Raw genomic sequence first — 22,705 nt, 5'->3', positions numbered from 1 at the left:
GTTAATGGGTTTTGAAGCTGTAGAGGTAGGGGGCTTTGTGGCTTTTGCCGGTGAAGAGCTTTTCGTGCCGATCAAGAATGTCCAGACTGAGCATTTTCCGCTGAAAGCTGGTGCGACGGAGTTTTTGACCCAAAATCGCCTCATAGACTGCCTGAAGTTCATTCATCGTAAATCGTTCGGGCAGGAGATTGCCTCCGATGAGTTTACGGTCGAGGTTTTCACGGAGAGTCTGAAGTGCTTTTTGGACAATTTTACCGTGATCCAGAATCAAATCAGGGAGCTTGTCTATCTCATACCAGGCAATAGAGTCAGAGAGCGCATCCGGCATCAGGGTTACTTTTTCATAATCGATCAGCGCATAATAGGCAATGGAAAAAAATCGGTCCAGCATCCAATAATTTTCGGGAATCAAGTGTCCGTTGGCTTCCAAAATTCTCCGCATCACTTCAGGCCTGTAGCGTGAAGTATCTCCGAATGTGTGAAACTGCTCCAAATAAATTTCCTTCAACCCTGTCCGTTCATTCAGTCCTCTTTTGACAGCATCTTCCAGATTTTCGGATCTTTCTACAAATCCTCCCGGCAAAGCAAACCAGCCTGTGTCATGATACTCCATTAAGAGGATTTTAAGTTTTCCCTTTGAAAAACCAAAAACGACTGAGTCGTAAGCGATATGAGGAATGAATTGAGAAACTTCGGGAAGAGGCATGTTAGGTTGTAATTCTGGTCTAAGTAAATAGGATTTTTCCGGAGAAGCAATTAATATTGTCTCATATTGAAACAATAGAAGTTCAATTTCTGAATCTATGAAGGTCTTTCTTATCGGTTTGGCGTTTGCTTTACTCGGTTCAACTTTTGGCTTTTCCCAAAGTAACAATTTTATGCCCGTGCAGACTTCCACAGTCAATGGAGTAATCGAAGGTAATTACAATGTGACCAACGGGGTTTCGACCTATTTCGGAATTCCGTTTGCCAAGCCGCCTGTAGGGGAATTGCGTTGGAAAGCTCCTGTTCCGGCCGAAAACTGGTCAGGAGTGAAGATGACCAAAAAGTTTAGCCCCAGACCTGTTCAGGGTCTTGTTTTCGGAGATATGAACTCCTGGTCTGATGGAGTCTCCGAGGATTGTTTGTATTTGAATGTGTGGACTCCGGCAAAACGAAACAGCAAAAATCTTCCTGTATTGGTTTATTTCTACGGAGGAGGTTTTGTCGCGGGTGATGCCTCTGAGCCCAGATACAATGGGGAATCGATGGCCAAAGAAGGCGTGGTAGTAGTGACCGTGAATTATCGCTTGGGGATTTTTGGATTTTTAGCTCATCCTCAACTGAGTGCTGAGGCTCCTTATAAAGCCTCAGGAAATTACGGCTTATTGGACCAAGCTTTAGCTTTACAGTGGGTGAAGGATAACATTGCCGCTTTCGGCGGAAATCCCAATCAAGTGACCATTGCAGGTGAGTCTGCCGGATCGATCTCTGTTTCCTATCAGATGGCCTCTCCGCTTTCCAAAAATCTTATCCATGGAGCGATCGGTGAAAGCGGTGCCGGGATCAACCCTACTTTGGCGCCGGTATCCCTCCAGGAAGCAGAACAAACAGGCAAAGAATTTCTCGAAAAAGCAGGAGTGAAATCCATTGCTGAAGCGAGAAAAATGTCTGCCAAGGATGTGTTTGAGCTCTATCAGGAATCCGGGCGTTTCGGGTTTCCTGTAGTGATTGACGGGTATTTGCTGCCAAAGACCCTTCCGGAAATTTTCAGAGCTGGTGAACAAGCACAGGTTCCATTGCTTTTGGGTTGGAACTCGGCCGAGATTCCCGGTGCGGCGTTTATGCAGGGTAAGCCTTACACCAAGGAAGCTTTTATTGAAAAAGTCAAAGAAGCCTATCCTGAGCATTCTTCAGAAGTTTTGAGTCTTTATGCACACGAGAATCCCGAGCAAGTAGAATATGCTGCCACCGATTTGGCATCGGACCGATTTATCGTGTACAGTACCTGGAAGTGGTTTGACCTGCATCGAAATCACAGCAATCAGCCGGTTTACCGCTATTTGTTCAGTAAGCTATCCCCACCTTTGGTCGATAAAAACCTGACAGCCGGCTTGGCAGGAGGGACCGTTCGAAGTGATAATCCAGCCCCCGCGCCGAAGCAAATCGGAGCGCGACATGCCGCCGAGATCGAGTATGCGATGGGCAATCTTCACTTGGTGAAGGAATTTGCCTGGACACAGGAAGACTTCAAGGCCTCCAAAACGATGTTTGATTACTTTACCAATTTTGTGAAAACGGGAAATCCAAACGGTGGAGGAAATCCCACTTGGTCAGCGGCTCAGTCAGGAGATCAAAATCCTCCGTTGATGGTGATAGATACCGAATCAAAAGAAGTAAAAGCTGCCCACGATGCCCGTCAGGTCTTTCATGACAGGTATTATAAAAATGATAAGTAAACCGAGTTGTAGATCACCCAAAGAGTTTGGCCTAATTAAAGCTTAACACCTTTCTCCAAACTCAAAAAAGGCCGGGAAACCGGCCTTTTTCATTTATGATCGGATTGATCAGTAGACCAAAATGGGTTTACCTCCCTCGCAGGAGACTGATCTGGGAGAAGCTACCAGCATACAGTCAGAAAACACATTATTTCTTCGGTTGTATTCTTGTTGCCGGAAGGTATATTGATCGACCAGCTCCAGAAATTTTCTTTCCACGCTTTGGTGATAGGCAATATATCGGGTTGGCCCGCCACAGGCTTTGCTTCCCATTGCCGTGAATTTCCATTCGTTTGAATTGGTGCAGGATACAGATTCGGACAGGGCGATTATTTCTTCTTCCAGGAGTTCCAATACGCCTAGGTCAGATCGGCGCTGGTCCTCGGTATCCACACAGCTGAAACTCATCAATAAGACAATAACAGGGCTCCAAATAAGGGTTTTCATAGCATTCCGAATTTACATCTATCAACGAAGTAAAAGGAGAATTTGCTACAAAAGAAATCCATCACTTGGCTATTTGATCAGGAAAGTGGCATTAAACTCATACTTGTTGGGAGAGGAGGAATACTCCAATATCAGTTTAAGCGGCTGCTGGTCCTTGGAGTCAATTGTTTTGTTCAGCAAAAACTCCATAAAGGTGAAATCTGTCTTTGGGACATCCATTATCAGCGTGTCGGCCGACCCTGCCGGATTGGTGACCATATGTTTGGTTTCGCGAATTCTCATGTCCACTTTGATGAAGTTTTGGTTGCTGAGGTTTCTGCCTGTCAAGATGAGTTGATGGAAAATCTCGGGAGTATGGTGGCCTAAGGGATCTCTCCGGGCCATAATATTGAAGGTGGATTGGTAAGAAAGGAGTTCTATTTGGCCATAGATAGCCGGAGACTCCCCAAGAGATGTAGGTTGGGCTGGCATGATAAACAGGGTTTTGGGTGAGTTGGTGAAAAGATTCGCCAGACGGGTGGATCAGGCAAATCCTGTTCAGTAATCTGGCTGTAATTTCAGCTTAAATAGTGATCAAAAAATACCCACAACTGGGTATTTTTTGTGAATTTTCTCAGGTTTTCAGCCTTGATTTCCGGGAGGAATTTAATTAGCGCCAGAAGGGTTCATATTTCGAATCGCAGAGATTTTCCATTTTCCGGTTTTTTCGATCAGTAAAAAACTACTCCACATATTTCGTTCTGCCCCATTTGGGGAGGTGATGATATAGCGACAATCTACCAAAGCAATGTCCTCGCTGAGGTATTTGATTTTTTCTACTTTAAGCGTTCGGGTTCCCGGATTGCCTTGAGTGCTTCGTTGCATTCCTTCAATTGCTGCGGAGATCCCATTTCTCCATTCACCGGAGGAGACGAGCTGATCGATGTCTTCGGTGAGTATTTCTTTGAGCAAAACCGTGTCTTGAGCTTCACGGGCCTGGGAGTATTGCTCGATGAGATGGGCGATTTTCAAGGCGTTCTCCTTTTGTTTAGTAGTAATCTGGGAAAATCCGATCAGGGGTAAGAGTAGAAAAATAATAGTAATGGATTTCATTTTGAATTCAGTTTGGACGAACATCTACAATGTACGAAAATGGGGGCTGTTTGATTACGAATGATGTCGATTGGAGAAATTCAATATTCTTCAGCGCCTTTGAATTTCAATCAAAATCGAGCAATTGATATTAATTGGACGGTTTTAGATAAATTTTATGGGTTTATAGGAAAAGAAAAACCACCTGTCTCCAGGTGGTTCTAATTTCAAATCTCGAATTAATAATCTCAAATCACACTACATCTTCCCCTCTCAACTTCACTACGGCACCTTCGAGAAGGTCTCCGATTCGGATTTGGCAGGCCAGGCGAGAGGTGGGGAAGTATTCGGGTAAGTTTTCCAGCTGATCGAGTTCCACATCGGTGGCGTCCCCGAGTCCGTCTTTCCCTTCCAAGATCTCCACGTGGCAGGTGGCACATAGGGCCATTCCGCCGCAGGTTGCCAACACAGGGTATTCAGAAGCTTTTAAGATTTCCATGAGGCTAAAGCCCATATCATCAGGGGCCTCTACTTCTTGGCGGTTGCCGTCTTGGTCTTCTACGGTGAATTTGATCATGGCTGAGTTGGGGTTAGAATGCGTTGACACCGTTTACGGTGGTGTATTTGAAGCTGAGTTTTTGGTCAGGATACACATACTTGAAGGCAGAGTGCATCATGATGGCGGCCTCGTGGAATCCACAAAGGATGAGTTTCAGCTTTCCCGGATAGGTGTTGATATCACCGATAGCATAGATGCGTTCTACTCCGGTAGAGTAGTCGCGGGTATCTACTTCAATGGCGTTTTTATCGATGCTCAGGCCCCAATCTGCGATAGGTCCGAGCTTTGGCGAGAGACCGAATAGTGGAATGAGGTAATCTGCCTCGATGTTGAGGTCCTGCTTGTACTTATCTTCTAAGACTACGGTCTCCAGTTTTCCGTTTCCGTTGACTTCCTTGAGATTGGCTGAAAGGATCAGGTCAATTTTTCCCCGGTTTGCTAAGTCAAATACTTTTGATGCGGAATCGGGAGCTCCACGGAACGTCTCGTTCCGGTGAACCAAGGTCACTTTTTTAGCTACTTTGGCCAGGAAGATCGTCCAGTCCAATGCAGAGTCTCCCCCACCTGCGATCACGATATTTTTGTCCCGATAGGTTTCCGGGTTTTTGACCATGTAGCTGATTCCCTTTCCTTCGTAGGTTTCAAGGTTGGTCAAGACAGGTTTTCGGGGTTCAAAGCATCCCAAGCCACCCGCAATGACGATTACTTTTGCATGCACTTTGGTCTTGTCGCTCGTGGTGACGATATAACTTCCGTCTTCCTGCTTGTCGAGATGATCTACACGCTCGCCCAAAGTAAAAGTAGGCTGAAAGGGCTTGGCCTGTTCCATCAGATTGTCCACCAAATCCTGGGCTTTGACCTCCGGATAGCCGGGAATGTCATAGATCGGTTTCTGCGGGTAGATTTCTGATAATTGACCTCCTATTTGTGGCAAAGCATCAATCAGGTGACAGCGCATTTTGAGCAAACCTGCCTCAAAAACCGCGAAAAGGCCCACCGGTCCTGCGCCGATGATGCAAAGGTCTGTATGGATCATGTTTGTAGTCATGGTTTCTGTAGAAAACCAACGGAAGTTGGATTTGTTCGTGCAAATATAATTAGTGTGCTAACTATCTGTTACTCCTCAAGAATTTGACCATCCAAATTTTGGTAAATCGTGTTCAAAATCCGCTTGAATTCCTCGAAATCGGTTTCGTTTAGATTTTCCCAAGCCTTCTCCCGAATTTCAAGGACTTTAGGTTTGAGCTCAGTGACTTTGGCAATTCCATTGTCCGTCAGGTGAAGCTGAAAACTCCTCCTATCCTGAGGGTGAGGCACCCGCTCCACGTATCCCTTTTTGCATAGCAAATCCAGAATCCGAGTTAAAGTAGGATGGTCTTTAAATACCAAATTGGCTAGTTCGGTTTGACTCAAATGACCGTTTTCGGAAAGGTTTTTAAGAATCAGCCACTGATCCACCGTCACGTCAAAATCCCCATGTTTGAACTGCTGCTGTGCATACTGCTTCACTTTTCTCGCCGTGCGATCGAGAAGGAAAGAGTATCGGGCAAATAGTTCTTGTGTCATACCAATTGTTAGTGTGACAAATATATGAAGATTCTTTTTTGAAAAAATAATTCCCTACAAAAACCATAGGAAAAATATATTTTTTATAAAATCCTCAATTATTGATCCTTATTTGGTTTTGGGGAAGTTTAATCCTTATTTTGAAACGCTTAATCCCATGATTTTTTCAACAACTTAACACCTTCGAATAATGAATTGGAATACTGTCATCGACAAGGCCCTTGAGGTTTTGCGAAATTCCGACCGTGGCTATGTGCTGATGGATATGTATAATAATATCCTTACTCCAGAAGAAGCAGCGTTCAACAAAGTCCAAGTCACTCCCTACAATGCCCTGAAGTTTATCCAAACGCAGTTTTCGGCACAAGGACTGGACATCTCCGACAAAAACGTCCGCATCAAACTCATCGCCTTGTTGGAAGAATTTGACCGGCTTCAAAAAGAGCGGATCAAGTAAAGGAGATTCTCTTTTCTAGATCAACTGGTCGTTTTCTTCAAACCTTCTGTTTTTTAACTTAAGGGTTTTCACCAAAATCCTTAATTTACTCGAGTGAAAAATTGGATAGGTATTATTCTTCTATTTTGGATTTCCCAAGCTTTTGCCCAAGATGAAATCTTCCGAATCGGTGTGGCAGGGCTCAATCATGGGCATGTAGGTTGGGTCTTTGAGGCCGACAAGCGTTCTGATATTCAAATTGTCGGGATCGCCGAACCCGATCGTGCTTTAGCTGAGCGATATATTCGGGCCCACGGCTTGTCCATGGATTTGATTTTTGAATCCCTGGAAGAGATGTTGGAAAAAGCCAGGCCTGAAGCAGTGACGGGATTTGGGACCACTTTCGCTCACCTTGAAATCGTACAGGCCTGCGCGCCTCGCGGTGTCCATGTGATGGTGGAAAAGCCACTTGCGGTCAGCTTGGCACATGCCCGAGAAATGGCTGCTTTGGCACAAAAACATCAAATTCACCTGATTACAAATTACGAGACGTCCTGGTATGCAACCAATGAGAAAGCCCATCAGCTTTTTAAGGAAGGGAAAATCGGAGATGCCAGGAAAATAGTCGTTCGGGATGGTCACCGAGGTCCGAAGAAAATCGGTGTGGGGCCCGAATTTTTGGAATGGCTGACCGATCCGGACCTAAATGGGGCTGGGGCGTTATTGGACTTTGGCTGCTATGGAGCAAACTTGAGTACCTGGCTTTTGGATGGTCAGCGGCCCCTTTCCGTCACGGCCATTACCCAGCAACTCAATCCAGCCGACAATCCCAAAGTCGATGATGAGGCGACGATTATTTTGACTTATCCTACTTCTCAGACCATCATCGAAGCATCCTGGAACTGGCCGATTGGCCGAAAGGACATGGAAATCTATGGTCTCACCGGGGCAATTTTCTCAGACAATGCTAAACAGCTTCGAGTTCGAATGGCCCGGGGATACGATGGTTTTCAGGAGGAAAAGTTTGAGTTGGATTCCCGTCCCGAGCCCTTCGATGATCCTTTTTCAGTCTTGAAATCCGTGGTTCGTGGCCAAACACAACTCGGGGCCTTCGATCCTTACAGTTTGGAAAATAACCTGATCGTGATGGAAATCCTGGAGGCTGCCAAAGAAAGCGCGGCTTCCGGCAAAACCGTTTTTCTTTCAAAATAGAAGTTCATGAACCCAAAATTCTTACTCGTTCTTTTGGCCTTTTGCCTGGTTGTTCCAGTTTATTCTCAGCAACAGACCTATTGCAACCCGATTAACATCGATTATGGATATACGCCGATCCCCAACTTTTCCGAATGGGGACGCCACCGCGCCACAGCCGATCCAGTAGTGGTCAATTACAAGGGAACTTTCATCCTCTTTTCCACCAATCAATGGGGCTACTGGACCAGCACTGACATGTCCAATTGGAAGTTTCACTCCCGACTTTTTCTCCGTCCCTGGAACAAAGTCTATGACGAACTTTGTGCCCCGGCAGTCGGCATCGTCGGAGATACGGTTTTGGTCATGGGATCAACCTACGAAAAGGATTTCACCATATGGATGAGTACCAATCCGACAGCCAATGAGTGGAAGCCTTTGGTTGAAAAATTTGAAATCGGAGGCTGGGATCCTGACTTTTTCACGGACGATGATGGCCGGCTCTACATGTACAATGGCAGCTCCAATCGATATCCACTCTATGGTATCGAATTGGATCGGAAGACCTTGGCTCCCATCGGCACCCGCAAGGAAATGTATCTCTTGGAGCCGGACAAATATGGGTGGCAAAGATTTGGCGAGCACATGGACAATACCTTCCTCGATCCATTTATGGAGGGAGCGCATGTGACCAAACACAACGGTAAATACTACCTCCAATATGGTGCGCCGGGAACGGAATTTAGTGGCTACTCTGACGGCGTGGTGGTTGGGCCGACACCTTTGGGTCCTTTTACCCCGCAGTCTGATCCACTGAGTATGAAGTTGGGTGGCTTTGCCCGAGGAGCAGGGCATGGCAGCACCTTTAAGGACAATCAGGGCTTGTATTGGCATATCAGCACCATAATGATTTCGGTGAAAAATACCTTCGAGCGCCGATTGGGGATTTGGCCTGCTGGCTTTGATCAAGATGATGTGATGTGGAGCAGTACGGCGTTTGGGGATTATCCGCACTACCTGCCCGGCTCCGAAAAAGCCGGAAAATTCACCGGATGGATGTTGCTCAATTATGACAAGCCTATGGCTGTATCTTCAACTTTGGGTGGATTCACAGCAAATAAAGCCAACGATGAAGACCTCAAAACCTATTGGAGTGCGACTTCAGGAAATAAAGGAGAATGGATCCAAACCGATCTTGGTCAACTCAGCACCGTCAATGCTGTGCAGATCAACTATGCCGATCAGGATGTGGATCAAGATCGACTTGGCAAGCGAACGGATCAATACCATCAGTACATACTTTACCATTCCTTGGATGGGAAAAAGTGGGACGTACTCGTGGACAAAAGCAAAAACACCACGGACATTCCTCACGAGTATGTGGAGCTGAAAACTCCGGTAAAGACACGATTTCTTAAGTTGGAAAATATCCACATGCCCACTGGGAAATTCGCGATCAGCGGCTTTAGAGTTTTTGGAAATGGGGGAGGAGCAAGGCCTGAAAAAGTGAAGCAGTTTATGGTCTTTCGCACTGAAAAAGACAAGCGAAGTGCCTTCATCAAATGGTCCCCCATGTCAGATGCCTATGCCTACAACTTATATTACGGCACTGCACCGGACAAACTCTACACATCCATCATGGTCATGGGCAACAATGAATACTGGCTCAAAACGCTGGATCGAACCAAAACCTATTATTTTACCATCGAAGCGATCAATGAAAACGGGACGAGTGAGTGGTACGAGGTGCAGAAGGTGGATTGATCAATGATCAATGACCAATGCTCAAGTTAAAATGGTCAAGGGTAGAAACTTTGAAAATTGAGTTTGATCATTGAAAATTGAGCATTTTCAAATTTTGAATTACCAATTTCCAGTAACCCCAACCCAGTCTTCAAATGAAATACTTACTTCCCATCCTATTCTTCCTGATCTTCGGATTCCAAGCGCAGGCTCAGAATCAGACCAAAGAGCGATTGACTCAGTTAATGGAGAGCCAACCGGTGATGGGGCTTTCGGTGGCGGTGGTGAAGGATGGGAAGTTGGTTTACACGGATGCCTTGGGCTGGAAGGAAGATGGTAAAGTAGCGCTTCAGACTACGGATCTATTTCGGATTGCCTCGATTTCCAAGTCCTTTTCGGCTACTTCGATTATGCAGTTGGTCGAAAAGAAAAAGTTGAGTCTGGACGATGATGTGAGTGAATTGATTGGCTTTACCGTTCGCAATCCCAAGTTTCCCAAGACTGTGATTACGCTGAGAATGCTGCTTTCTCATACCTCCTCGCTCAATGATTCTGAAGGCTATTTCACACTCGATGCGATCAATCCTGCCAAGAATCCCAACTCCGAGAAAGTGTACAACGCTTACGAACCCGGCAAGGGCTATCAGTACTGCAACCTCAACTTTAATATGGTCGGAACCATCATCGAAAAGTATTCAGGAGAACGGTTTGATTATTATGTGAAAAATCACATCCTCGATCCATTGGGGCTTTACGGAGGATATAATGTGAATGAATTGGATGCTTCCCGGTTTGCGACACTATACAACTACTCCCGAGATTCGGCCAAATTTATCCCTTCTCCTGCCGCGTACGCTTCTCGAAAGACCGAGTTGGAAACCTATCAGATGGGCTACAGTACGCCGATTTTTTCTCCCACAGGAGGGATGAAAATCTCCGCTCCCGACCTGGCCAAGTACATGATCATGCACATGAATTATGGAAAGGGGGGAAAAGCTAAAATCATTTCCAAAAAGAGCGCTCAGAAGATGCAAACTCCTCTTTCAGCGGATGAAAACTATGGCTTGGCACTTTGGAAAACCGATAAGTTGATTTCCGGTGTGGAGCTTATTGGACATACGGGTTCGGCGTATGGGTTGTACTCTGCGATGTTTTTTGACCCGGATAAAAAGTACGGATTTGTCGTCATCACCAATGGCTCCGATCCCGCAGAAGAGGAAGGCTACATTCGGGTAATCCGGCAGGCCGCAAATATCCTTTATGAGGAGTGGATCAAACCCTGATCAATTGCTCACCCCGAAAAAAGAACTCAAAGAAGGCAGGATGTCTATCGCCCAATGTACCCCTATCAACAAGGGTAAATTGCGATACCTTGCCCAATGCCAGCCAAAAAAGCAACTGACCAAAAACACAGGAAGCCCTGTTCCGAGAAGAATGGAAACCCAATCCCCTGCCTGACCTTCCACACCGTTTGCCAGTAAATAACGGCTGGGTAAATGCCAAGCCGTGAAAAGCAATCCGGAAACAAGAATGGCGATAGGGGTATTCCAAAGTTTCTCAAGCCTAGTTTGCAGCATTCCTCTAAAAAACAATTCCTCCGGTAAACCAGCGATCAACAATGGGATTACAATCCCCAAAATCAAGCGAAACCCAGCATCTTCAAAACTGGGCATTGCCTCTGAAACTCGGGGGATGTGTCTAATATTCAGCAAAAAGCCAATGGTGATCAGCAGAGCTCCTTTGATATTCATTCCAATTTTTGGCTTTAGCCCAAACAGCAGATCTTGAATACCATATTTCCATCTTTTGAAGAAAATCAGGGAAGGAAGAATAAACAGAAAGGAGAATTTGAATACAGCTGCATACCAAAAGTCTTGGACAAATTCTTTGGCTCCCAGAATCGGCTGGGGAAAATGAATAATCAGGTTGCCAACCCCAAACGCCAATAGGATGTAAAAAAGGGAGTAAAGAATCAGGGTTCGACTTTCCTGTTCAAGATTTTTAAATCCAATTTGATCTGCAGAAATTCTCTGCCAGGTGATCCAATCCAATACTTTTCTCATTGCTTGGCAGGATAGCGCTTTTTAAGTTCCCGGAGGATTTCTTCCAAACCATTGAGTCGGATTTCGTAAAGGGTACTCAGCCACATACCGAGCTTTCCTTCGGGAAAACCCTGCCCATGCATCCACACGAGGTAGTGCTCCGGAATATCACAGAGCAGCCAGCCTTTGTATTTTCCAAACGGCATGGTTTTGGTCACCAGATCGACGAGAATTTCGGGGTTCATGGGGTAAAAGTAATGTTTTTGTTTCTCCCCGACTCAATTTCCAGCTTTTCCGGAAGCAGGAAAAAGCTAAGCCTACAGGATTTGAAGTCCTGCGTCTCCAGACGCTGGACTTCAAAAAGTCCAGAGACACAGGTTAGCATTTCGGATGAATCTTTTTGCTTCTGAAATGGTTTTCCTCTCAATCAAACAGAAAGGAACTAATCGATGGAAATCGGAATAGATAGCTTTGCAGCATATGTAACAGATAAAAATGGCAATCCAGTCGGCACCGCGCAGGATGCCATGCGGGAATTGCTGGAGCGAATCAAATTGGCCGACGAAAAAGGCCTGGATGTCTTCGCTATCGGTGAGCATCACCGCAAAGAGTTTTTGGATTCGGCGACTTCGGTGATTTTGGCTGCTGCGGCAGGGATGACCAAAAAGATACGCCTGAGTAGTGCCGTCACGGTGCTGAGTGCAGCTGATCCGGTGCGGGTTTTTCAGCAGTTTGCAACTTTGGACTTGGTGTCTCAGGGCAGGGCTGAAATGGTAGTCGGCCGTGGTTCCTTTACGGAAGCGTTTCCACTTTTCGGACTCAATCTTCAGGATTATGACAAGCTTTTTGCAGAAAAGCTCGGGCTTTTGCTCCAGATCCGAGAACAGGAGGTCGTTACTTGGTCTGGGAAGTTCAGGCCCGCACTCCACAACCAGCCGATCTATCCTCGACCGGTTCAGGAAAAGCTGCCTATTTGGTTGGGAGTGGGAGGGACTCCTGGTTCTTTTGCCCGTGCAGGCTCACTCGGTTTGCCGTTGATGGTGGCCGTGATCGGGGGAGAAACGCACCGCTTCCGTCCGTTGGTGGACCTGTATCGGGAAGCTGGTGATAAGGCTGGTTTTTCCCAAGACGAGCTGAAAGTCGGACTTCATTCTTTGGGTTATGTAGCACAAACGCATGAAGAGGCGGTGGAAAGCTACTATCCAGGCTATGCAGAGACATTTACACGAATCGGAAAAGAGCGGGGCTGGCCACCGGTGACCCGTGGACACTTTGAAGCGCAGAATTCCAAATGGGGGGCTTACTTAGTGGGAGATCCTGATGAAGTAGCTGAGAAAATCCTCCGTCACAGTGAGTCTTTGGGAGGAATCGACCGATTTACCTTCCAAATGGACAATGCCGGACTTAGTCATCAGCAGCTTTCGGAAAGTATTGCTTTGATCGGGGAAGAAGTGATTTCGAAAGTGAATCAATGACCAATGACCAATGACCAATGATCAATGATCAATTTCCAATGACCAATGATCAATTTCCAATGATCAATGACCAATGATCAAGTATCAATGTTCCCAATGAGAGCTCATTTCACCTTGAGTTTGATTATTGATCATTGATTTGGAATCCCTTAGTCTCTATTTTGAGTAGGTTTGAAAATGAATTTTCCCAAGTATTTCTATCTCCGGCTTCTTTTTGTCTTTTTCCTGTTTTTTCGATTTTCGGAAAACAGTTATTCCCAAAGTAAGACTGAGTCGGTTTTAGTCACCAAAGTATCCGACGGCGATACCTTTTGGGTGACCTATCCCTCCGGAAAAGAAGAGAAAATCCGCCTGATCGGGATCAATGCACCTGAATCGAGAAAGACCGGGAAGAAGGAAGTGGAGCATTTCGGCAAAGAAGCAAGTGTGTTTGCCAAGCAGTTGCTATTCAATAAACGGGTCAGACTGGAATTTGACGTCCAAAAATACGACCGGTACAAACGAACCTTAGCCTATGCCTATCTCGAATCCGGAGCCATGGTCAATGCCTTGCTGGTCAAAGAAGGCTATGCCCAAGTAGCGACTTTTCCACCCAATGTCCGGTATCAGGAGCTGTTTCAGAAATTGGAGCGGGAAGCCCGAAGTGCGAAAAGGGGATTGTGGAAGTGAGGTTTTTACACTGATTATTTAAGGTGACTGATGATACGCTATTCTGCCAGTTGACGAATATTCCACTGATTTTGGGCTGGATGCTTCGACTGCGCTCAGCACAGGCGACCGATGACCGAAGACCGAAGATTTCCAAAAATATGGCGTTAACTTGGTCTCCTGACCTTTAGAAATGCTACAGGCAAGATTCCGTATATTCATTTTAAGGTAAGCGCGAGGCTAGGTCAAACCGCGTGAATGTTTTCCCGCTATAAATTTTTAAGACAATCTGCGTCTGAAAAAGAAATAAATCCGGCTTGGGTTGTCTTTCTATTTTCTTTGGAAATGAGTTGATTGTGCTCCCTTTCTCCAATCCGATTCCTTATGGACTTTTACCTTAATCAAGTTTTGCAAGCATTTGCTGACATGGATGCCGACTTGCTCGGAGAGCTGCTTGATCCAGACCAAGTATATCAGGAGGTGCCTTTAGCGGTGTTTGTTGAGGAATTGAGGGATTTATTCGGGCAATTTAAGAAAGATGGAGATGAGTATCTGGAGGTGGAATCAGGCAATTGTTGTGGCCTTGCCTGTTATCCGGAACTCATTCGTACGGCCTATCGATTCGTGGGGAATCATTCCCGTAATTACATTGACTTTCGCTTTATCACCGAGCCTACCGCGGATGGGCAGGATCACCTGATCAAGGAAATCTGTGAATGCCATGAATTGAGATGCCATCAGCCCAAAGATTGGTACGGCACCCAATATTCCATTTGGGTCTATGATGATCAAAAGCCCGATTTTTTTCTCAGTCCCGATGAGCTGATCCACACTGAAATCGCCTTGAACGCGTATGCGGAAATGAAAGCAAGGGAGTTTTATCCTTTGGCTGAAATCAAACCATGGATGGAAAAGTATCGTCAGACTTTTGATTTTATTGACGAGAACAAAATGGAGTATCCGGGAAGATATTTGAGATGGACAAGTTTTTATAATGAATTTGAAATCTTTAGGAGAGATTTGCGATTGTTTGAGAAGTGGGAGAAAACGCTGCTGGTAGAGGCCTATCGAAACAAGCTGGAACTTCCTGAGGAGGTTCTCATCGAGGTCATTTTGGATGCGGAAAAAGTCCTCATCGATGAACAACAAGAGTGGATTCATTATATCCTGAGCGAAGAAAAAGGCTATCGTTTTTTTCATTATCCAACCCATTATGTGGGAGGTGCCGCAGATTTGTTTTCTGAGTCGTGGGCTTGGTTTAAGCCCAGACAGGAGGCCTTGGTGGAAAAGTATTTTTCCCTCACCGATTGGGAGGTCGATGAATTTTTACAATCCTTGAGTGTCCTTGATCCTGAAGGTAGAATCAAGTCTCTTACTTTTCATTTGGAAGTGCGTGAAAAAGCCAAAAAGCGGGGGGAGGAGATTCCTTTTGGGCTTTGGGAAAAGAAAAAGTAGCAAATAAGTTAACTTGCGAGGCAATTAATCTGCTTTTTTCCATGTTTGAAAGTCCTGAATATCCAAAGTCATTGAGTGAATCACTTTTTGAGTCTTGGTTTGAGACCGGCCGGAGCAGCCGGATTCCCTACACGTATTTGTTGATCGTTTGGGATGAAATAGAAGGGAAGTATCTGCCGGTGTTTGTGGAAAACCGGAATGAAATCGAAGGATATGAAAGATATGGAGCTTCGCCGGCTACACAAACGGTGATAGCCGCCTATGATCTTTATTCTGAAGGAAGAGTTTTATGAAGGTATTCGGAAACTTGATTTTTCAGGAAAAATCTGATTGGATTTGACTTTTTTCTTTCAGGCAAATTTGTTAACTACCAAGTGGATATGATCCTGAAACTATTTTTTGAATTTGGGATTCTCCAAGGCAAGTAAGTTTCGTTTGATTCAATAAAACCCAAAAAAACATGGAAAATTACAAGCAAATCGGCGTATGGATTGATCATTCAAAAGCTCATCTGATAGGTTTCAAAAGCGGCCAAGCCAAACTTTTGGAAACAGTGGATTCCCCCTACGAAAGCATCAAACGAATCGATGGAGAAGGCAAGGATATGACGCGTTTTTCTCCCAATCCCGAGCATGCTTCCAACAATGAACACAAAAAGCATAACACCACCCAAAACGAAATCAACGAGTATCTCCGAATGATGGAACACAGACTTCAGCCGTTCGAAGACATCCTTCTTTTTGGGCCGGGAACCATGAAGGAGAAGTTGAAAAATAGACTGAAGGAAAATAAATCTTTTGACGGCAAGTGGCTTTCCGTAGAGAGTTCAGACAAGCTGACGGACAATCAATTGTTGGCCTTTGTCAGGGATTTTTATAAAAAAGAGAGCGTTTAAGGTGAATCTTTAGGGTGCTGCTTGACATGAGGCAGCATCTTTTTTTTCGCTCATTCTTTTTAGGTTCCTCCCTTAGTATAGCTTATTCTCAATTCCAGATCAGGCTTTTCCAATTCGATTTCCTCGATTTGATTATGGTCGGCTTCGTTTAAGGTATGGGTGATGGACTTTAGATTGGGTAGATTTTCAATGAGATCCATCAAGCCCCGGACTGAAATTGCCGTATGCCGGATATTGAGGTCTTCCAGGGACTTCATCTTTATTAAATGGGGAAGGCAATGGTCATCGAGCGAATTTCCGTCGATTTCCAGGGTTTTAATCATTATTTGACTGAGATGGCTCAGTCCCTGATTGGTGATCTCATTTTCACTCAGAATCAGTCGATCAATCGATCCGACATACCGAGATAGAATTTCAAGGTCCGAATCGGTAATATCTCCAAGTTTGGATCCAAAACGGGGTAAATGGACAGGGAATGCGTTGAACTCCTTCAGTCCATATTTTTCCAAAAATGCTTTTTCCTGCTTTTTTCTATTCATTCAAGAAGTTGGTTTGGCCTTTGGGATGATTGCCTTAGCAGCAATCCATGTGGCTAAAAATGCAGAATTTCCCCAAAATAGAAACCTACCATGATGAAATAATATGATTGTCCGCAATGATACCACCAGCCAAATACTCTTCGATTAATGGGGCGGAAGACCGATACTTCGACAAGCTCAGTACAAGTGACCGAAGCATTCCAGATTGCCAAAACTATGGCGTTAACTTGGTCTTCTGACCCTTAGAAATGCTACTGGCAAGATTCCGTATATTCATTTAAATTAATCACTGCTTTTTTTAATCCGGAATATGCATGAGAATTCCAATTCCGGGTCCATCCACCCCGGCAGACTAGGGTAGAGTTTGGTTTTCACTATATTAACAGGCTCAACTATACTGATTGACTAGAATGTCAATCAGCTCTTCTGTTTTATAAAGGATTTTTTTGATGCAAAATATTGCTATTCCGGATATAAAGAATAATCCCTCGATGAGTAGCCAATAAGTACCGAAATTTCCGAGTTCGCCATCGGCCACAATGGTTATGATCCTGGATAGGGTATGCCCTCCCCAATACATCACCAAAAAGCGAAAGGCCCAATCCGGATGGTTGAAAAGTAAGTAAATCAGGATGGAGGTAATGGCTAAGCCAAGCCCACCGTACACCCCCCGAACAGAACTGATGGCATCATTATTTTCCAAGTTGATCTGCATCATTTCCATGATTTGCCGGGGAGAAAGCAAGGCTATCAAGCTTACATAGGCTATAATTAGCAGGGAAAAAATCACATATCCTTGGGTCGGTTTTTTGAGAATTTGCTTGGATTTCATATCAGGGAGTTTAGCAAATGTGTGTCATTTGAAGGGTTGATGGGAAAATGGAGGTTGGGGTTGTACCTGAATTTTTTCTATCCCCCTTTTATGTAGTTCTCGGATTGGCAGGGATTGATTTCAGTTTGTAATCTGGATAGGAAAGGATTGCCTCTGGGTTTTATTCTTCAGTGCAGCGTGAATTACCTGCGGAAAACAAGGCCCGATTTGTTTTGGCTTTCGATCACATCAATATGTGGTTTTTGAAAACCCTGCAACTCAACCCTGCTTTTTCCCATCCTTGAGGGGTAAAAACATTTAATTATCATGCAAACTTTAAGACTAAACCCCTATCTATTACCTCATAAAGGGTTGAGGTATCTTTTTGGAAAAGTTTCTTTATTGGCCGGAAATGTTGACCAACAAAGTCCGGAGGAGGTACTCAAACTCAAGGAGCTTTCTCATGAGCTTTTTTATTTGTTGGAGCAGCATGCCCATGTCGAAGACCACGTGATCCTGCCTGATCTTGAAAAAAGATGTCCCGGAAGTACCCAAGAAAATCAGGAAGAACATGAGTATCTGGAAAGTCTTATTGCCAGGCTTGAATACCTGGTGAATGAATTGTCGGTCCAATCATCTTCCCGCCAATTTTTTGATTATTTCCTGGACCTTTCCGAGTTCCACTCCAAATACACGGCCCATATGATTTTTGAGGAGAGGTCGGTTTTGGGGATGATTTGGGAAAATTACACTGACGAGGAGCTGATCCATCAACATCATCGTATTGTTTCGTCCTTTTCACCGGAGAAAATTCTCCGATGGTTTAAGTATATCATTCCTGCATTGGCACCCACGGAGCGAATCATGGCTTTGGGAGGCTTGAAGGCAAATGCTCCTCAGGCTTTTTTTGATCAGTTGATGTCTGTGGTGAAAACCGAAATGGATTCCGCTTCTTATTTATCCTTGATGGAATCCCTGGAGGAGCAAGCCACGGCTTGATTCTTTCCGAGTTTTTGGATTCTGAACCCTATCCCCAGATCTCTTTCCCATGAATAATTTGAAAAAACTGATTTACATTCTCTCGTTTTTGAGCACTCAGGTCTTATGGGCTCAAGAAGGTGCAAAGCAATTGAGAATCGGTACCTATACCTACGGTACTCAAGACCGGGTGGAAAACCTGCTTTCATTTTCCAGACTTATCCAAGAAAAGGTGGATCCGGATTGTCAGGTGTTCACTATTTCATTTCCGACTGTAAATCAGTTAGAAGAAGCGATGATTAGGAGGGAGGTGGAGTTGGTGTTTATCAGTACCGCTGGATTCCTGAGTTACCTAGAGAGAGCCCAGGAATTTGAAATATTGGGGGCCTTGCTGGATGAGACCGGTGCAAACACAGGGTATCATTCGATGATAGCTTCATCGAAACATTCAGGAATTTTGGATTGGGAAGACGTCAAGGCTAAATCAAAAGAGCTCAGGTTATCCATGGTCGACAGGAAATCCACTTCAGGGTATTTGGTGCCCAGGAAAGAACTGGAAAAACAAGGTCTTTCTCCTTTGGAGCAGCACTTTGCCCAGGTCAATTTCCGAGGCAAGCATGCGGAATCTTTAGCCTCTGTTTTGTCAGGAGAGTCGGATTTGGCAGCTTTTGGCTCTCATGATTTTCACGCCTTAGGGGAAAGGAAATCCGAACTCAACCTCATCTGGACTTCAGCCTCCATACCACTTGGTCCTGTGCTGATTCGACAGGATTTACCCCAACAACTCAAACTTGATCTGGAAGATTTGCTTCTAGGACTCCATGACCGGTATCCCAAGACTTTTCAATTGATCAAATCCGGTTGGGTTGAAGCCAAACATGCTTCAAAATTCGAAAAAGTGAGTAGGGATCATTTTTTGAGCTTCTGATTTTTTGCTTTTCGAAACTTTCCAAAGAGCAGAAAAGCTTTAGGCTATTTTGTGACACCAAGAGGCTGTCCCTTAAGCATCTGATACCTGAATGATTGGGTTCATGGGTATTGGAGCGGTTGGGATAGCCTCTTTTTATTGGAGGAGGCTAAGAAGGTGGGCTCCGGACCTGGCTTCAGGGAATTGCAAATTGATTTTATTGGGTCGTACCCTTTGAATGGTTACCTGGGAAAATGTATGTTAGACTTCCACTTTTTGGTATAAGCCATTTGGCTCCTTTTGGAGACCTTTCTCAAGAGGGGTAGAGGAAGAGAATAAAACGAGAGTTGGGAGGAGAATCAACTCTTTTCGAGGGATCGCACAGTCCATGCCTTGGATTTCACATTGACTCAAATTGGCATGAGAGGTTTCTTTTTGTTGAAACACATTAGGTGTATCCGGAACATGGCATATCGATCTCACCTAGAGGATTCCATTTTATGGAAGATCCTCCCCTCATTTGTCGGGACAGGCTCCTGGCCCCATTTCAGAGAAGTGGGAATCCGCCTATTTAGAACCTCCAAACCCATTTTTAATCGCTAACGTGCAAACATGCGGATTCACATATGGTATTTACTGATAATACGCTTTTCTGCCAGTTGACGAATATTCCACTGATTTTGGGCTGGATGCTTCGACTGCGCTCAGCACAGGCGACCGATGACTAAAGACCGAAGATTGCCAAAAATATGGCCTTAACTTGGTCTTCTGACCTTTAGAAATGCTACTGGCAAGATTCCGTATATTCATTTGGTATTTTGATGAATATGATTATTCGCTTTCTCGCCTGTCCTAAGTTGAAAGCAGTATAAAATTTGTATTTCCTGTGAAATGGCTCTGAAGAAGCCAAACAAATCATGACCCTGTACGAAGTGCAGGGAAAATAAGGCCTTGATTGTCCTTGAGCCCTGGAAGGGTGAAACATCAAAGTTCCGCCCTTTCAGGGCTTCCCTTTACAGTTTTTTACTTTAACCCCCGGCTACACCGGGGGTCATTAATTGTTTCAACCCTTCGGATCTTGATCAAACTAAAATATATCTCCTTTCCAAATGCATGGTTTAAATTCTGCGAATGGTGATTGCAGATATACATTTTGATGAATTAGTCCTATAGTAAAAAAAAAAAACAGGCCGGAATAATTTCCGGCCCGAGGGAAGAGGTTCTGAAATCCCTTCTTACTTTACCACTTTGGTAGTAGTGGGAGTGTAAAGTCCAAATGTAATGGCGTTTAACAGGCCATCTACAAAGGAATGTTGGATTGTGACGGAATAGTCCTTGGCATCCCCTGCCATTTTTACCGGATCTGCTGTTTTCACAGGGGCTAAGCCGTAGACCAGATAGTGGCTTTTTTCGATCGTTTCTATGCCTTTTTGGGGTCCATTTCCCACGACATAGGTTTGAGTAAAACAAGAAGTGAGAGTTCCTGAAAGCACTACCATTAGTGCTGAATTGATGATCAGTTTTTTCATTTTAAGTTGGTTTAATTTTCTGTGTAAAATTGACAATTATATATACCCAATGGTATCACATGTTGGGGTTAAATGCTCTGGATGCAATGCTGGATAATTTATAATTTCCATGAGTTTTTAATGTTCCTATTGGTACCCATCACATCATCATGTGACGGTTATTTAAGGAGTAAAAGTGCCAGAAAATTTAGCCTCAACATCATAAGGAATGTAAGAGATCAAGTTGTTGATTTCTTTTTTTTGGTAAAGAGTTCCGGAAATGGTTCCTGATATCATTCCACCGGGCTGAGTGGAGCTTTCTGTGATGGTAATACTTCCGTTGAAGTAGGGTTTAAGATTTTCGTCATAGGCGATGCTTTCCAAACTGATTTGATCTGAGATTAGCTCTACTCCGCCTTGGGTTGAAGTGGAGAAGTTGTACGATCCTATACCCTTATAGTCAGGAATAATAAAGGCCAATGAGGCTTGTAATTCATTGTTTATCGATTTCCACATTGAAATAGTCAGCGTATTCCCTGCTAAACCAATTAAGACTTCTGGATCAGAGAATGTATAATTTCCAACCGAAAATCTGTTTTTGTTTTCAATAGCGATTGAGGAGATCAGGATGAATTTTTCCTTTCCCAAGAAAAGTTCTGCCGAAACCATCACTGTAGGCTGATTGGGTACGCTTGGAGGAGCGGTATATCTGGCAAGTGTAAGATCATTGTTGACAAAGCCCAGACTTCCTCTTGCCGGATTGCTTCCGCTTGGCCTCCCATCGATCAACCATTGGCTGACCAGTGCCGGTTGGATTCGTACTGGAGGGACCAAAGGGGCTAGGAGGTCTTGCTTTTTAGGATCATTTCTCAGACTCAGTTCGTATTCATAACCCACGATTTCCAAGTCTAGGGTTTCTGAAGGGCCGATGCTTTTTAGGCCGGGTTTGATTTTGGCCGAGGCAAAAAATGTCCACCTCCCTGGGTGCGAAATTGTTCCTTTGATTGTTTTTGCACTTTGGTTTACAGTTAAGTTGCGTTTGGCTTTCCAGATTTTATTGTCGTCCTGTTGTGCCAAATGAATAAAATCTACTCCGCTTCCAAATACATCCTCCTCCCCGTAGTGGAAGGTAAGTTCAATGGGCTTTTTCAGAGAGGTCCCGCCCAAGTCTAATTCGAAAGGAATGCCAATTCCAAGTTCTAAGGTTTGGGACAAAGGCTGAACTTTTACACTTACCGTCTGCGAAAGAGTTCCCGAAGGGAAAGTGAGTTGAATCTTTCCATTTTCCAATTCCAAAATACCGCCCTCAGGCCCGATTTCTTTTGAAACCGGAAGGCCAATTGGTGTTCCTATTTCGGTAGGAACACCATTTGGAAGAGGTGCGGATGGGTTTGGAAAATTGTCAGCGGACTCGTTGAAGCAGGAAAAACATAGGGCTATGATTGCATACAAAAGAAAGAAGCTGGTTTTTTTCATTTTTTTATAATTTGATTTTTAATGGTCAGACCTGCCTACCGGGCAGGTAGCCTGTCGCGATTTTTCATCGGGACAAGTTGTATGAGAAGCATTTTCTCATGGGTGTTTTATCATTTGATTTTTACTTAAAAAAAGGATTCGGTTTGCCCTAGGATGGAAAATTCATGGGTACAGTTGCTTAGTTGATATTTTTAGGATCAACTTTTTTTAAACCGGGACTTACCTTCGGTTGGTGTTCTCCTGGATTTAAGGGGAATCCTGAATAGTCTTTCGCAATTGTTTTCTAATGTTAATCAGACGCTTAAGGAAAATGGGGTGATTGATATCAGGGAGGTTTTTTGAAGCCGTTTAGGATAGGGAAAGTGGATCTGGTGAACAGAATAAATGGATCAGTCCTAAAAGTTGGGGGATTTAGGTCAATGTGGTTTCTTTGTTAAAAAAAAGAATTGGAAGAAAAGGATTACCTCAGTTTGGTTTTGCC

Annotated in this window: 25 protein-coding genes; 12 read left to right on the top strand and 13 right to left on the bottom strand. The window is 44.4% G+C overall.

Annotation, left to right across the window (positions count from 1 at the left end; all coding sequences use genetic code 11):
• Position 1 precedes the first annotated feature (1 nt).
• Complete coding sequence (locus CLV31_RS20390) at positions 2-706, bottom strand: NUDIX hydrolase (protein WP_111394937.1); 705 nt, start codon at positions 704-706, stop codon at positions 2-4.
• Positions 707-803: 97 nt separating this feature from the next.
• Here CLV31_RS20390 and CLV31_RS20385 point away from each other — a divergent pair, with 97 nt between their 5' ends.
• Positions 804-2,438 (top strand): carboxylesterase/lipase family protein, encoded by a 1,635-nt coding sequence (locus tag CLV31_RS20385; RefSeq protein ID WP_111394936.1) that lies wholly within the window; start codon positions 804-806, stop codon positions 2,436-2,438.
• Between the two features lie 108 nt (positions 2,439-2,546).
• Here CLV31_RS20385 and CLV31_RS20380 read toward each other — a convergent pair whose 3' ends face one another.
• From CLV31_RS20380 to CLV31_RS20355, 6 genes are all read right to left on the bottom strand, one after another.
• The gene (locus tag CLV31_RS20380) at positions 2,547-2,924 is read right to left on the bottom strand and encodes a hypothetical protein (RefSeq protein WP_111394935.1); all 378 of its coding nucleotides are present in this window, start codon (positions 2,922-2,924) and stop codon (positions 2,547-2,549) included.
• A gap of 69 nt (positions 2,925-2,993) precedes the next feature.
• Positions 2,994-3,395 (bottom strand): hypothetical protein, encoded by a 402-nt coding sequence (locus CLV31_RS20375; RefSeq protein ID WP_111394934.1) that lies wholly within the window; start codon positions 3,393-3,395, stop codon positions 2,994-2,996.
• Positions 3,396-3,569: 174 nt separating this feature from the next.
• Positions 3,570-4,016 (bottom strand): nuclear transport factor 2 family protein, encoded by a 447-nt coding sequence (locus CLV31_RS20370; RefSeq protein WP_111394962.1) that lies wholly within the window; start codon positions 4,014-4,016, stop codon positions 3,570-3,572.
• 232 nt (positions 4,017-4,248) lie between these two features.
• Complete coding sequence (locus CLV31_RS20365) at positions 4,249-4,572, bottom strand: 2Fe-2S iron-sulfur cluster-binding protein (RefSeq protein WP_111394933.1); 324 nt, start codon at positions 4,570-4,572, stop codon at positions 4,249-4,251.
• A gap of 13 nt (positions 4,573-4,585) precedes the next feature.
• A complete protein-coding gene (locus tag CLV31_RS20360; RefSeq protein ID WP_111394932.1) occupies positions 4,586-5,590 on the bottom strand; it encodes an NAD(P)/FAD-dependent oxidoreductase in 1,005 nt (334 codons plus the stop codon).
• 80 nt (positions 5,591-5,670) lie between these two features.
• On the bottom strand, positions 5,671-6,120 hold the full coding sequence (locus CLV31_RS20355) for a MarR family winged helix-turn-helix transcriptional regulator (RefSeq protein ID WP_111394931.1): 450 nt from the start codon (positions 6,118-6,120) through the stop codon (positions 5,671-5,673).
• Between the two features lie 190 nt (positions 6,121-6,310).
• Here CLV31_RS20355 and CLV31_RS20350 point away from each other — a divergent pair, with 190 nt between their 5' ends.
• The 4 genes from CLV31_RS20350 (at position 6,311) to CLV31_RS20335 (ending at position 10,773) form a co-directional block, all read left to right on the top strand.
• Positions 6,311-6,577 (top strand): hypothetical protein, encoded by a 267-nt coding sequence (locus CLV31_RS20350; protein WP_111394930.1) that lies wholly within the window; start codon positions 6,311-6,313, stop codon positions 6,575-6,577.
• A 93-nt stretch (positions 6,578-6,670) separates the two neighbouring features.
• Positions 6,671-7,768 (top strand): Gfo/Idh/MocA family protein, encoded by a 1,098-nt coding sequence (locus CLV31_RS20345; protein WP_111394929.1) that lies wholly within the window; start codon positions 6,671-6,673, stop codon positions 7,766-7,768.
• A gap of 6 nt (positions 7,769-7,774) precedes the next feature.
• The gene (locus CLV31_RS20340) at positions 7,775-9,511 is read left to right on the top strand and encodes a family 43 glycosylhydrolase (RefSeq protein ID WP_111394928.1); all 1,737 of its coding nucleotides are present in this window, start codon (positions 7,775-7,777) and stop codon (positions 9,509-9,511) included.
• Positions 9,512-9,645: 134 nt separating this feature from the next.
• Positions 9,646-10,773, top strand: a complete 1,128-nt coding sequence (locus CLV31_RS20335; RefSeq protein ID WP_111394927.1) for a serine hydrolase domain-containing protein — start codon at positions 9,646-9,648, stop codon at positions 10,771-10,773.
• On the opposite strand, the gene CLV31_RS20330 is transcribed toward CLV31_RS20335, so the two are convergent.
• Together CLV31_RS20330 and CLV31_RS20325 are read right to left on the bottom strand one after the other, a co-directional pair.
• Positions 10,774-11,553 carry a CPBP family intramembrane glutamic endopeptidase gene (locus CLV31_RS20330; RefSeq protein WP_111394926.1) on the bottom strand — a complete coding sequence of 260 codons (780 nt, stop codon included), beginning with the start codon at positions 11,551-11,553 and terminating at the stop codon, positions 10,774-10,776. It abuts the gene before it with no gap.
• Positions 11,550-11,777: a DUF3820 family protein gene (locus CLV31_RS20325; protein ID WP_111394925.1), complete on the bottom strand. Its 228-nt coding sequence runs from the start codon at positions 11,775-11,777 to the stop codon at positions 11,550-11,552. The genes CLV31_RS20330 and CLV31_RS20325 overlap by 4 nt, the downstream gene beginning before the upstream one ends.
• A gap of 204 nt (positions 11,778-11,981) precedes the next feature.
• Here CLV31_RS20325 and CLV31_RS20315 point away from each other — a divergent pair, with 204 nt between their 5' ends.
• From CLV31_RS20315 to CLV31_RS20295, 5 genes are all read left to right on the top strand, one after another.
• Positions 11,982-13,007, top strand: a complete 1,026-nt coding sequence (locus CLV31_RS20315; protein WP_111394923.1) for an LLM class flavin-dependent oxidoreductase — start codon at positions 11,982-11,984, stop codon at positions 13,005-13,007.
• 177 nt (positions 13,008-13,184) lie between these two features.
• A complete protein-coding gene (locus CLV31_RS20310) occupies positions 13,185-13,676 on the top strand; it encodes a thermonuclease family protein (protein ID WP_111394922.1) in 492 nt (163 codons plus the stop codon).
• A 363-nt stretch (positions 13,677-14,039) separates the two neighbouring features.
• A complete protein-coding gene (locus CLV31_RS20305) occupies positions 14,040-15,110 on the top strand; it encodes a hypothetical protein (protein ID WP_111394921.1) in 1,071 nt (356 codons plus the stop codon).
• A gap of 41 nt (positions 15,111-15,151) precedes the next feature.
• Complete coding sequence (locus tag CLV31_RS20300; protein WP_111394961.1) at positions 15,152-15,403, top strand: hypothetical protein; 252 nt, start codon at positions 15,152-15,154, stop codon at positions 15,401-15,403.
• 167 nt (positions 15,404-15,570) lie between these two features.
• On the top strand, positions 15,571-16,005 hold the full coding sequence (locus tag CLV31_RS20295) for a hypothetical protein (RefSeq protein ID WP_111394920.1): 435 nt from the start codon (positions 15,571-15,573) through the stop codon (positions 16,003-16,005).
• A 59-nt stretch (positions 16,006-16,064) separates the two neighbouring features.
• On the opposite strand, the gene CLV31_RS20290 is transcribed toward CLV31_RS20295, so the two are convergent.
• A complete protein-coding gene (locus CLV31_RS20290) occupies positions 16,065-16,544 on the bottom strand; it encodes a leucine-rich repeat domain-containing protein (protein WP_111394919.1) in 480 nt (159 codons plus the stop codon).
• A gap of 388 nt (positions 16,545-16,932) precedes the next feature.
• On the bottom strand, positions 16,933-17,376 hold the full coding sequence (locus CLV31_RS20285; RefSeq protein WP_111394918.1) for a DUF4345 domain-containing protein: 444 nt from the start codon (positions 17,374-17,376) through the stop codon (positions 16,933-16,935).
• 306 nt (positions 17,377-17,682) lie between these two features.
• Here CLV31_RS20285 and CLV31_RS20280 point away from each other — a divergent pair, with 306 nt between their 5' ends.
• Together CLV31_RS20280 and CLV31_RS20275 are read left to right on the top strand one after the other, a co-directional pair.
• Positions 17,683-18,354 (top strand): hemerythrin domain-containing protein, encoded by a 672-nt coding sequence (locus tag CLV31_RS20280; protein WP_111394917.1) that lies wholly within the window; start codon positions 17,683-17,685, stop codon positions 18,352-18,354.
• Positions 18,355-18,403: 49 nt separating this feature from the next.
• Complete coding sequence (locus CLV31_RS20275; RefSeq protein ID WP_111394916.1) at positions 18,404-19,261, top strand: phosphate/phosphite/phosphonate ABC transporter substrate-binding protein; 858 nt, start codon at positions 18,404-18,406, stop codon at positions 19,259-19,261.
• Between the two features lie 1,214 nt (positions 19,262-20,475).
• On the opposite strand, the gene CLV31_RS20270 is transcribed toward CLV31_RS20275, so the two are convergent.
• Positions 20,476-20,769 (bottom strand): Bor family protein, encoded by a 294-nt coding sequence (locus CLV31_RS20270; protein ID WP_111394915.1) that lies wholly within the window; start codon positions 20,767-20,769, stop codon positions 20,476-20,478.
• 162 nt (positions 20,770-20,931) lie between these two features.
• On the bottom strand, positions 20,932-22,224 hold the full coding sequence (locus tag CLV31_RS20265) for a hypothetical protein (RefSeq protein ID WP_111394914.1): 1,293 nt from the start codon (positions 22,222-22,224) through the stop codon (positions 20,932-20,934).
• Positions 22,225-22,705 lie beyond the last annotated feature (481 nt).

It is taken from the genome of Algoriphagus aquaeductus, from assembly GCF_003253485.1.
Classification (GTDB): Bacteria; Bacteroidota; Bacteroidia; order Cytophagales; family Cyclobacteriaceae; genus Algoriphagus; species Algoriphagus aquaeductus.
This window is presented reverse-complemented; position numbering and strand designations above follow the sequence as displayed.

Coding starts and splice junctions, on each gene's coding strand:
- CLV31_RS20300 (WP_111394961.1), top strand. CDS start 15,152: ATGTTTGAAAGTCCTGAATATCCAAAGTCATTGAGTGAATCACTTTTT.
- CLV31_RS20360 (WP_111394932.1), bottom strand. CDS start 5,590: ATGATCCATACAGACCTTTGCATCATCGGCGCAGGACCGGTGGGCCTT.
- CLV31_RS20310 (WP_111394922.1), top strand. CDS start 13,185: ATGAATTTTCCCAAGTATTTCTATCTCCGGCTTCTTTTTGTCTTTTTC.
- CLV31_RS20390 (WP_111394937.1), bottom strand. CDS start 706: ATGCCTCTTCCCGAAGTTTCTCAATTCATTCCTCATATCGCTTACGAC.
- CLV31_RS20295 (WP_111394920.1), top strand. CDS start 15,571: ATGGAAAATTACAAGCAAATCGGCGTATGGATTGATCATTCAAAAGCT.
- CLV31_RS20315 (WP_111394923.1), top strand. CDS start 11,982: ATGGAAATCGGAATAGATAGCTTTGCAGCATATGTAACAGATAAAAAT.
- CLV31_RS20275 (WP_111394916.1), top strand. CDS start 18,404: ATGAATAATTTGAAAAAACTGATTTACATTCTCTCGTTTTTGAGCACT.
- CLV31_RS20325 (WP_111394925.1), bottom strand. CDS start 11,777: ATGAACCCCGAAATTCTCGTCGATCTGGTGACCAAAACCATGCCGTTT.
- CLV31_RS20340 (WP_111394928.1), top strand. CDS start 7,775: ATGAACCCAAAATTCTTACTCGTTCTTTTGGCCTTTTGCCTGGTTGTT.
- CLV31_RS20290 (WP_111394919.1), bottom strand. CDS start 16,544: ATGAATAGAAAAAAGCAGGAAAAAGCATTTTTGGAAAAATATGGACTG.
- CLV31_RS20350 (WP_111394930.1), top strand. CDS start 6,311: ATGAATTGGAATACTGTCATCGACAAGGCCCTTGAGGTTTTGCGAAAT.
- CLV31_RS20385 (WP_111394936.1), top strand. CDS start 804: ATGAAGGTCTTTCTTATCGGTTTGGCGTTTGCTTTACTCGGTTCAACT.
- CLV31_RS20285 (WP_111394918.1), bottom strand. CDS start 17,376: ATGAAATCCAAGCAAATTCTCAAAAAACCGACCCAAGGATATGTGATT.
- CLV31_RS20265 (WP_111394914.1), bottom strand. CDS start 22,224: ATGAAAAAAACCAGCTTCTTTCTTTTGTATGCAATCATAGCCCTATGT.
- CLV31_RS20330 (WP_111394926.1), bottom strand. CDS start 11,553: ATGAGAAAAGTATTGGATTGGATCACCTGGCAGAGAATTTCTGCAGAT.
- CLV31_RS20280 (WP_111394917.1), top strand. CDS start 17,683: ATGCAAACTTTAAGACTAAACCCCTATCTATTACCTCATAAAGGGTTG.
- CLV31_RS20335 (WP_111394927.1), top strand. CDS start 9,646: ATGAAATACTTACTTCCCATCCTATTCTTCCTGATCTTCGGATTCCAA.
- CLV31_RS20305 (WP_111394921.1), top strand. CDS start 14,040: ATGGACTTTTACCTTAATCAAGTTTTGCAAGCATTTGCTGACATGGAT.
- CLV31_RS20380 (WP_111394935.1), bottom strand. CDS start 2,924: ATGAAAACCCTTATTTGGAGCCCTGTTATTGTCTTATTGATGAGTTTC.
- CLV31_RS20370 (WP_111394962.1), bottom strand. CDS start 4,016: ATGAAATCCATTACTATTATTTTTCTACTCTTACCCCTGATCGGATTT.
- CLV31_RS20365 (WP_111394933.1), bottom strand. CDS start 4,572: ATGATCAAATTCACCGTAGAAGACCAAGACGGCAACCGCCAAGAAGTA.
- CLV31_RS20355 (WP_111394931.1), bottom strand. CDS start 6,120: ATGACACAAGAACTATTTGCCCGATACTCTTTCCTTCTCGATCGCACG.
- CLV31_RS20375 (WP_111394934.1), bottom strand. CDS start 3,395: ATGCCAGCCCAACCTACATCTCTTGGGGAGTCTCCGGCTATCTATGGC.
- CLV31_RS20270 (WP_111394915.1), bottom strand. CDS start 20,769: ATGAAAAAACTGATCATCAATTCAGCACTAATGGTAGTGCTTTCAGGA.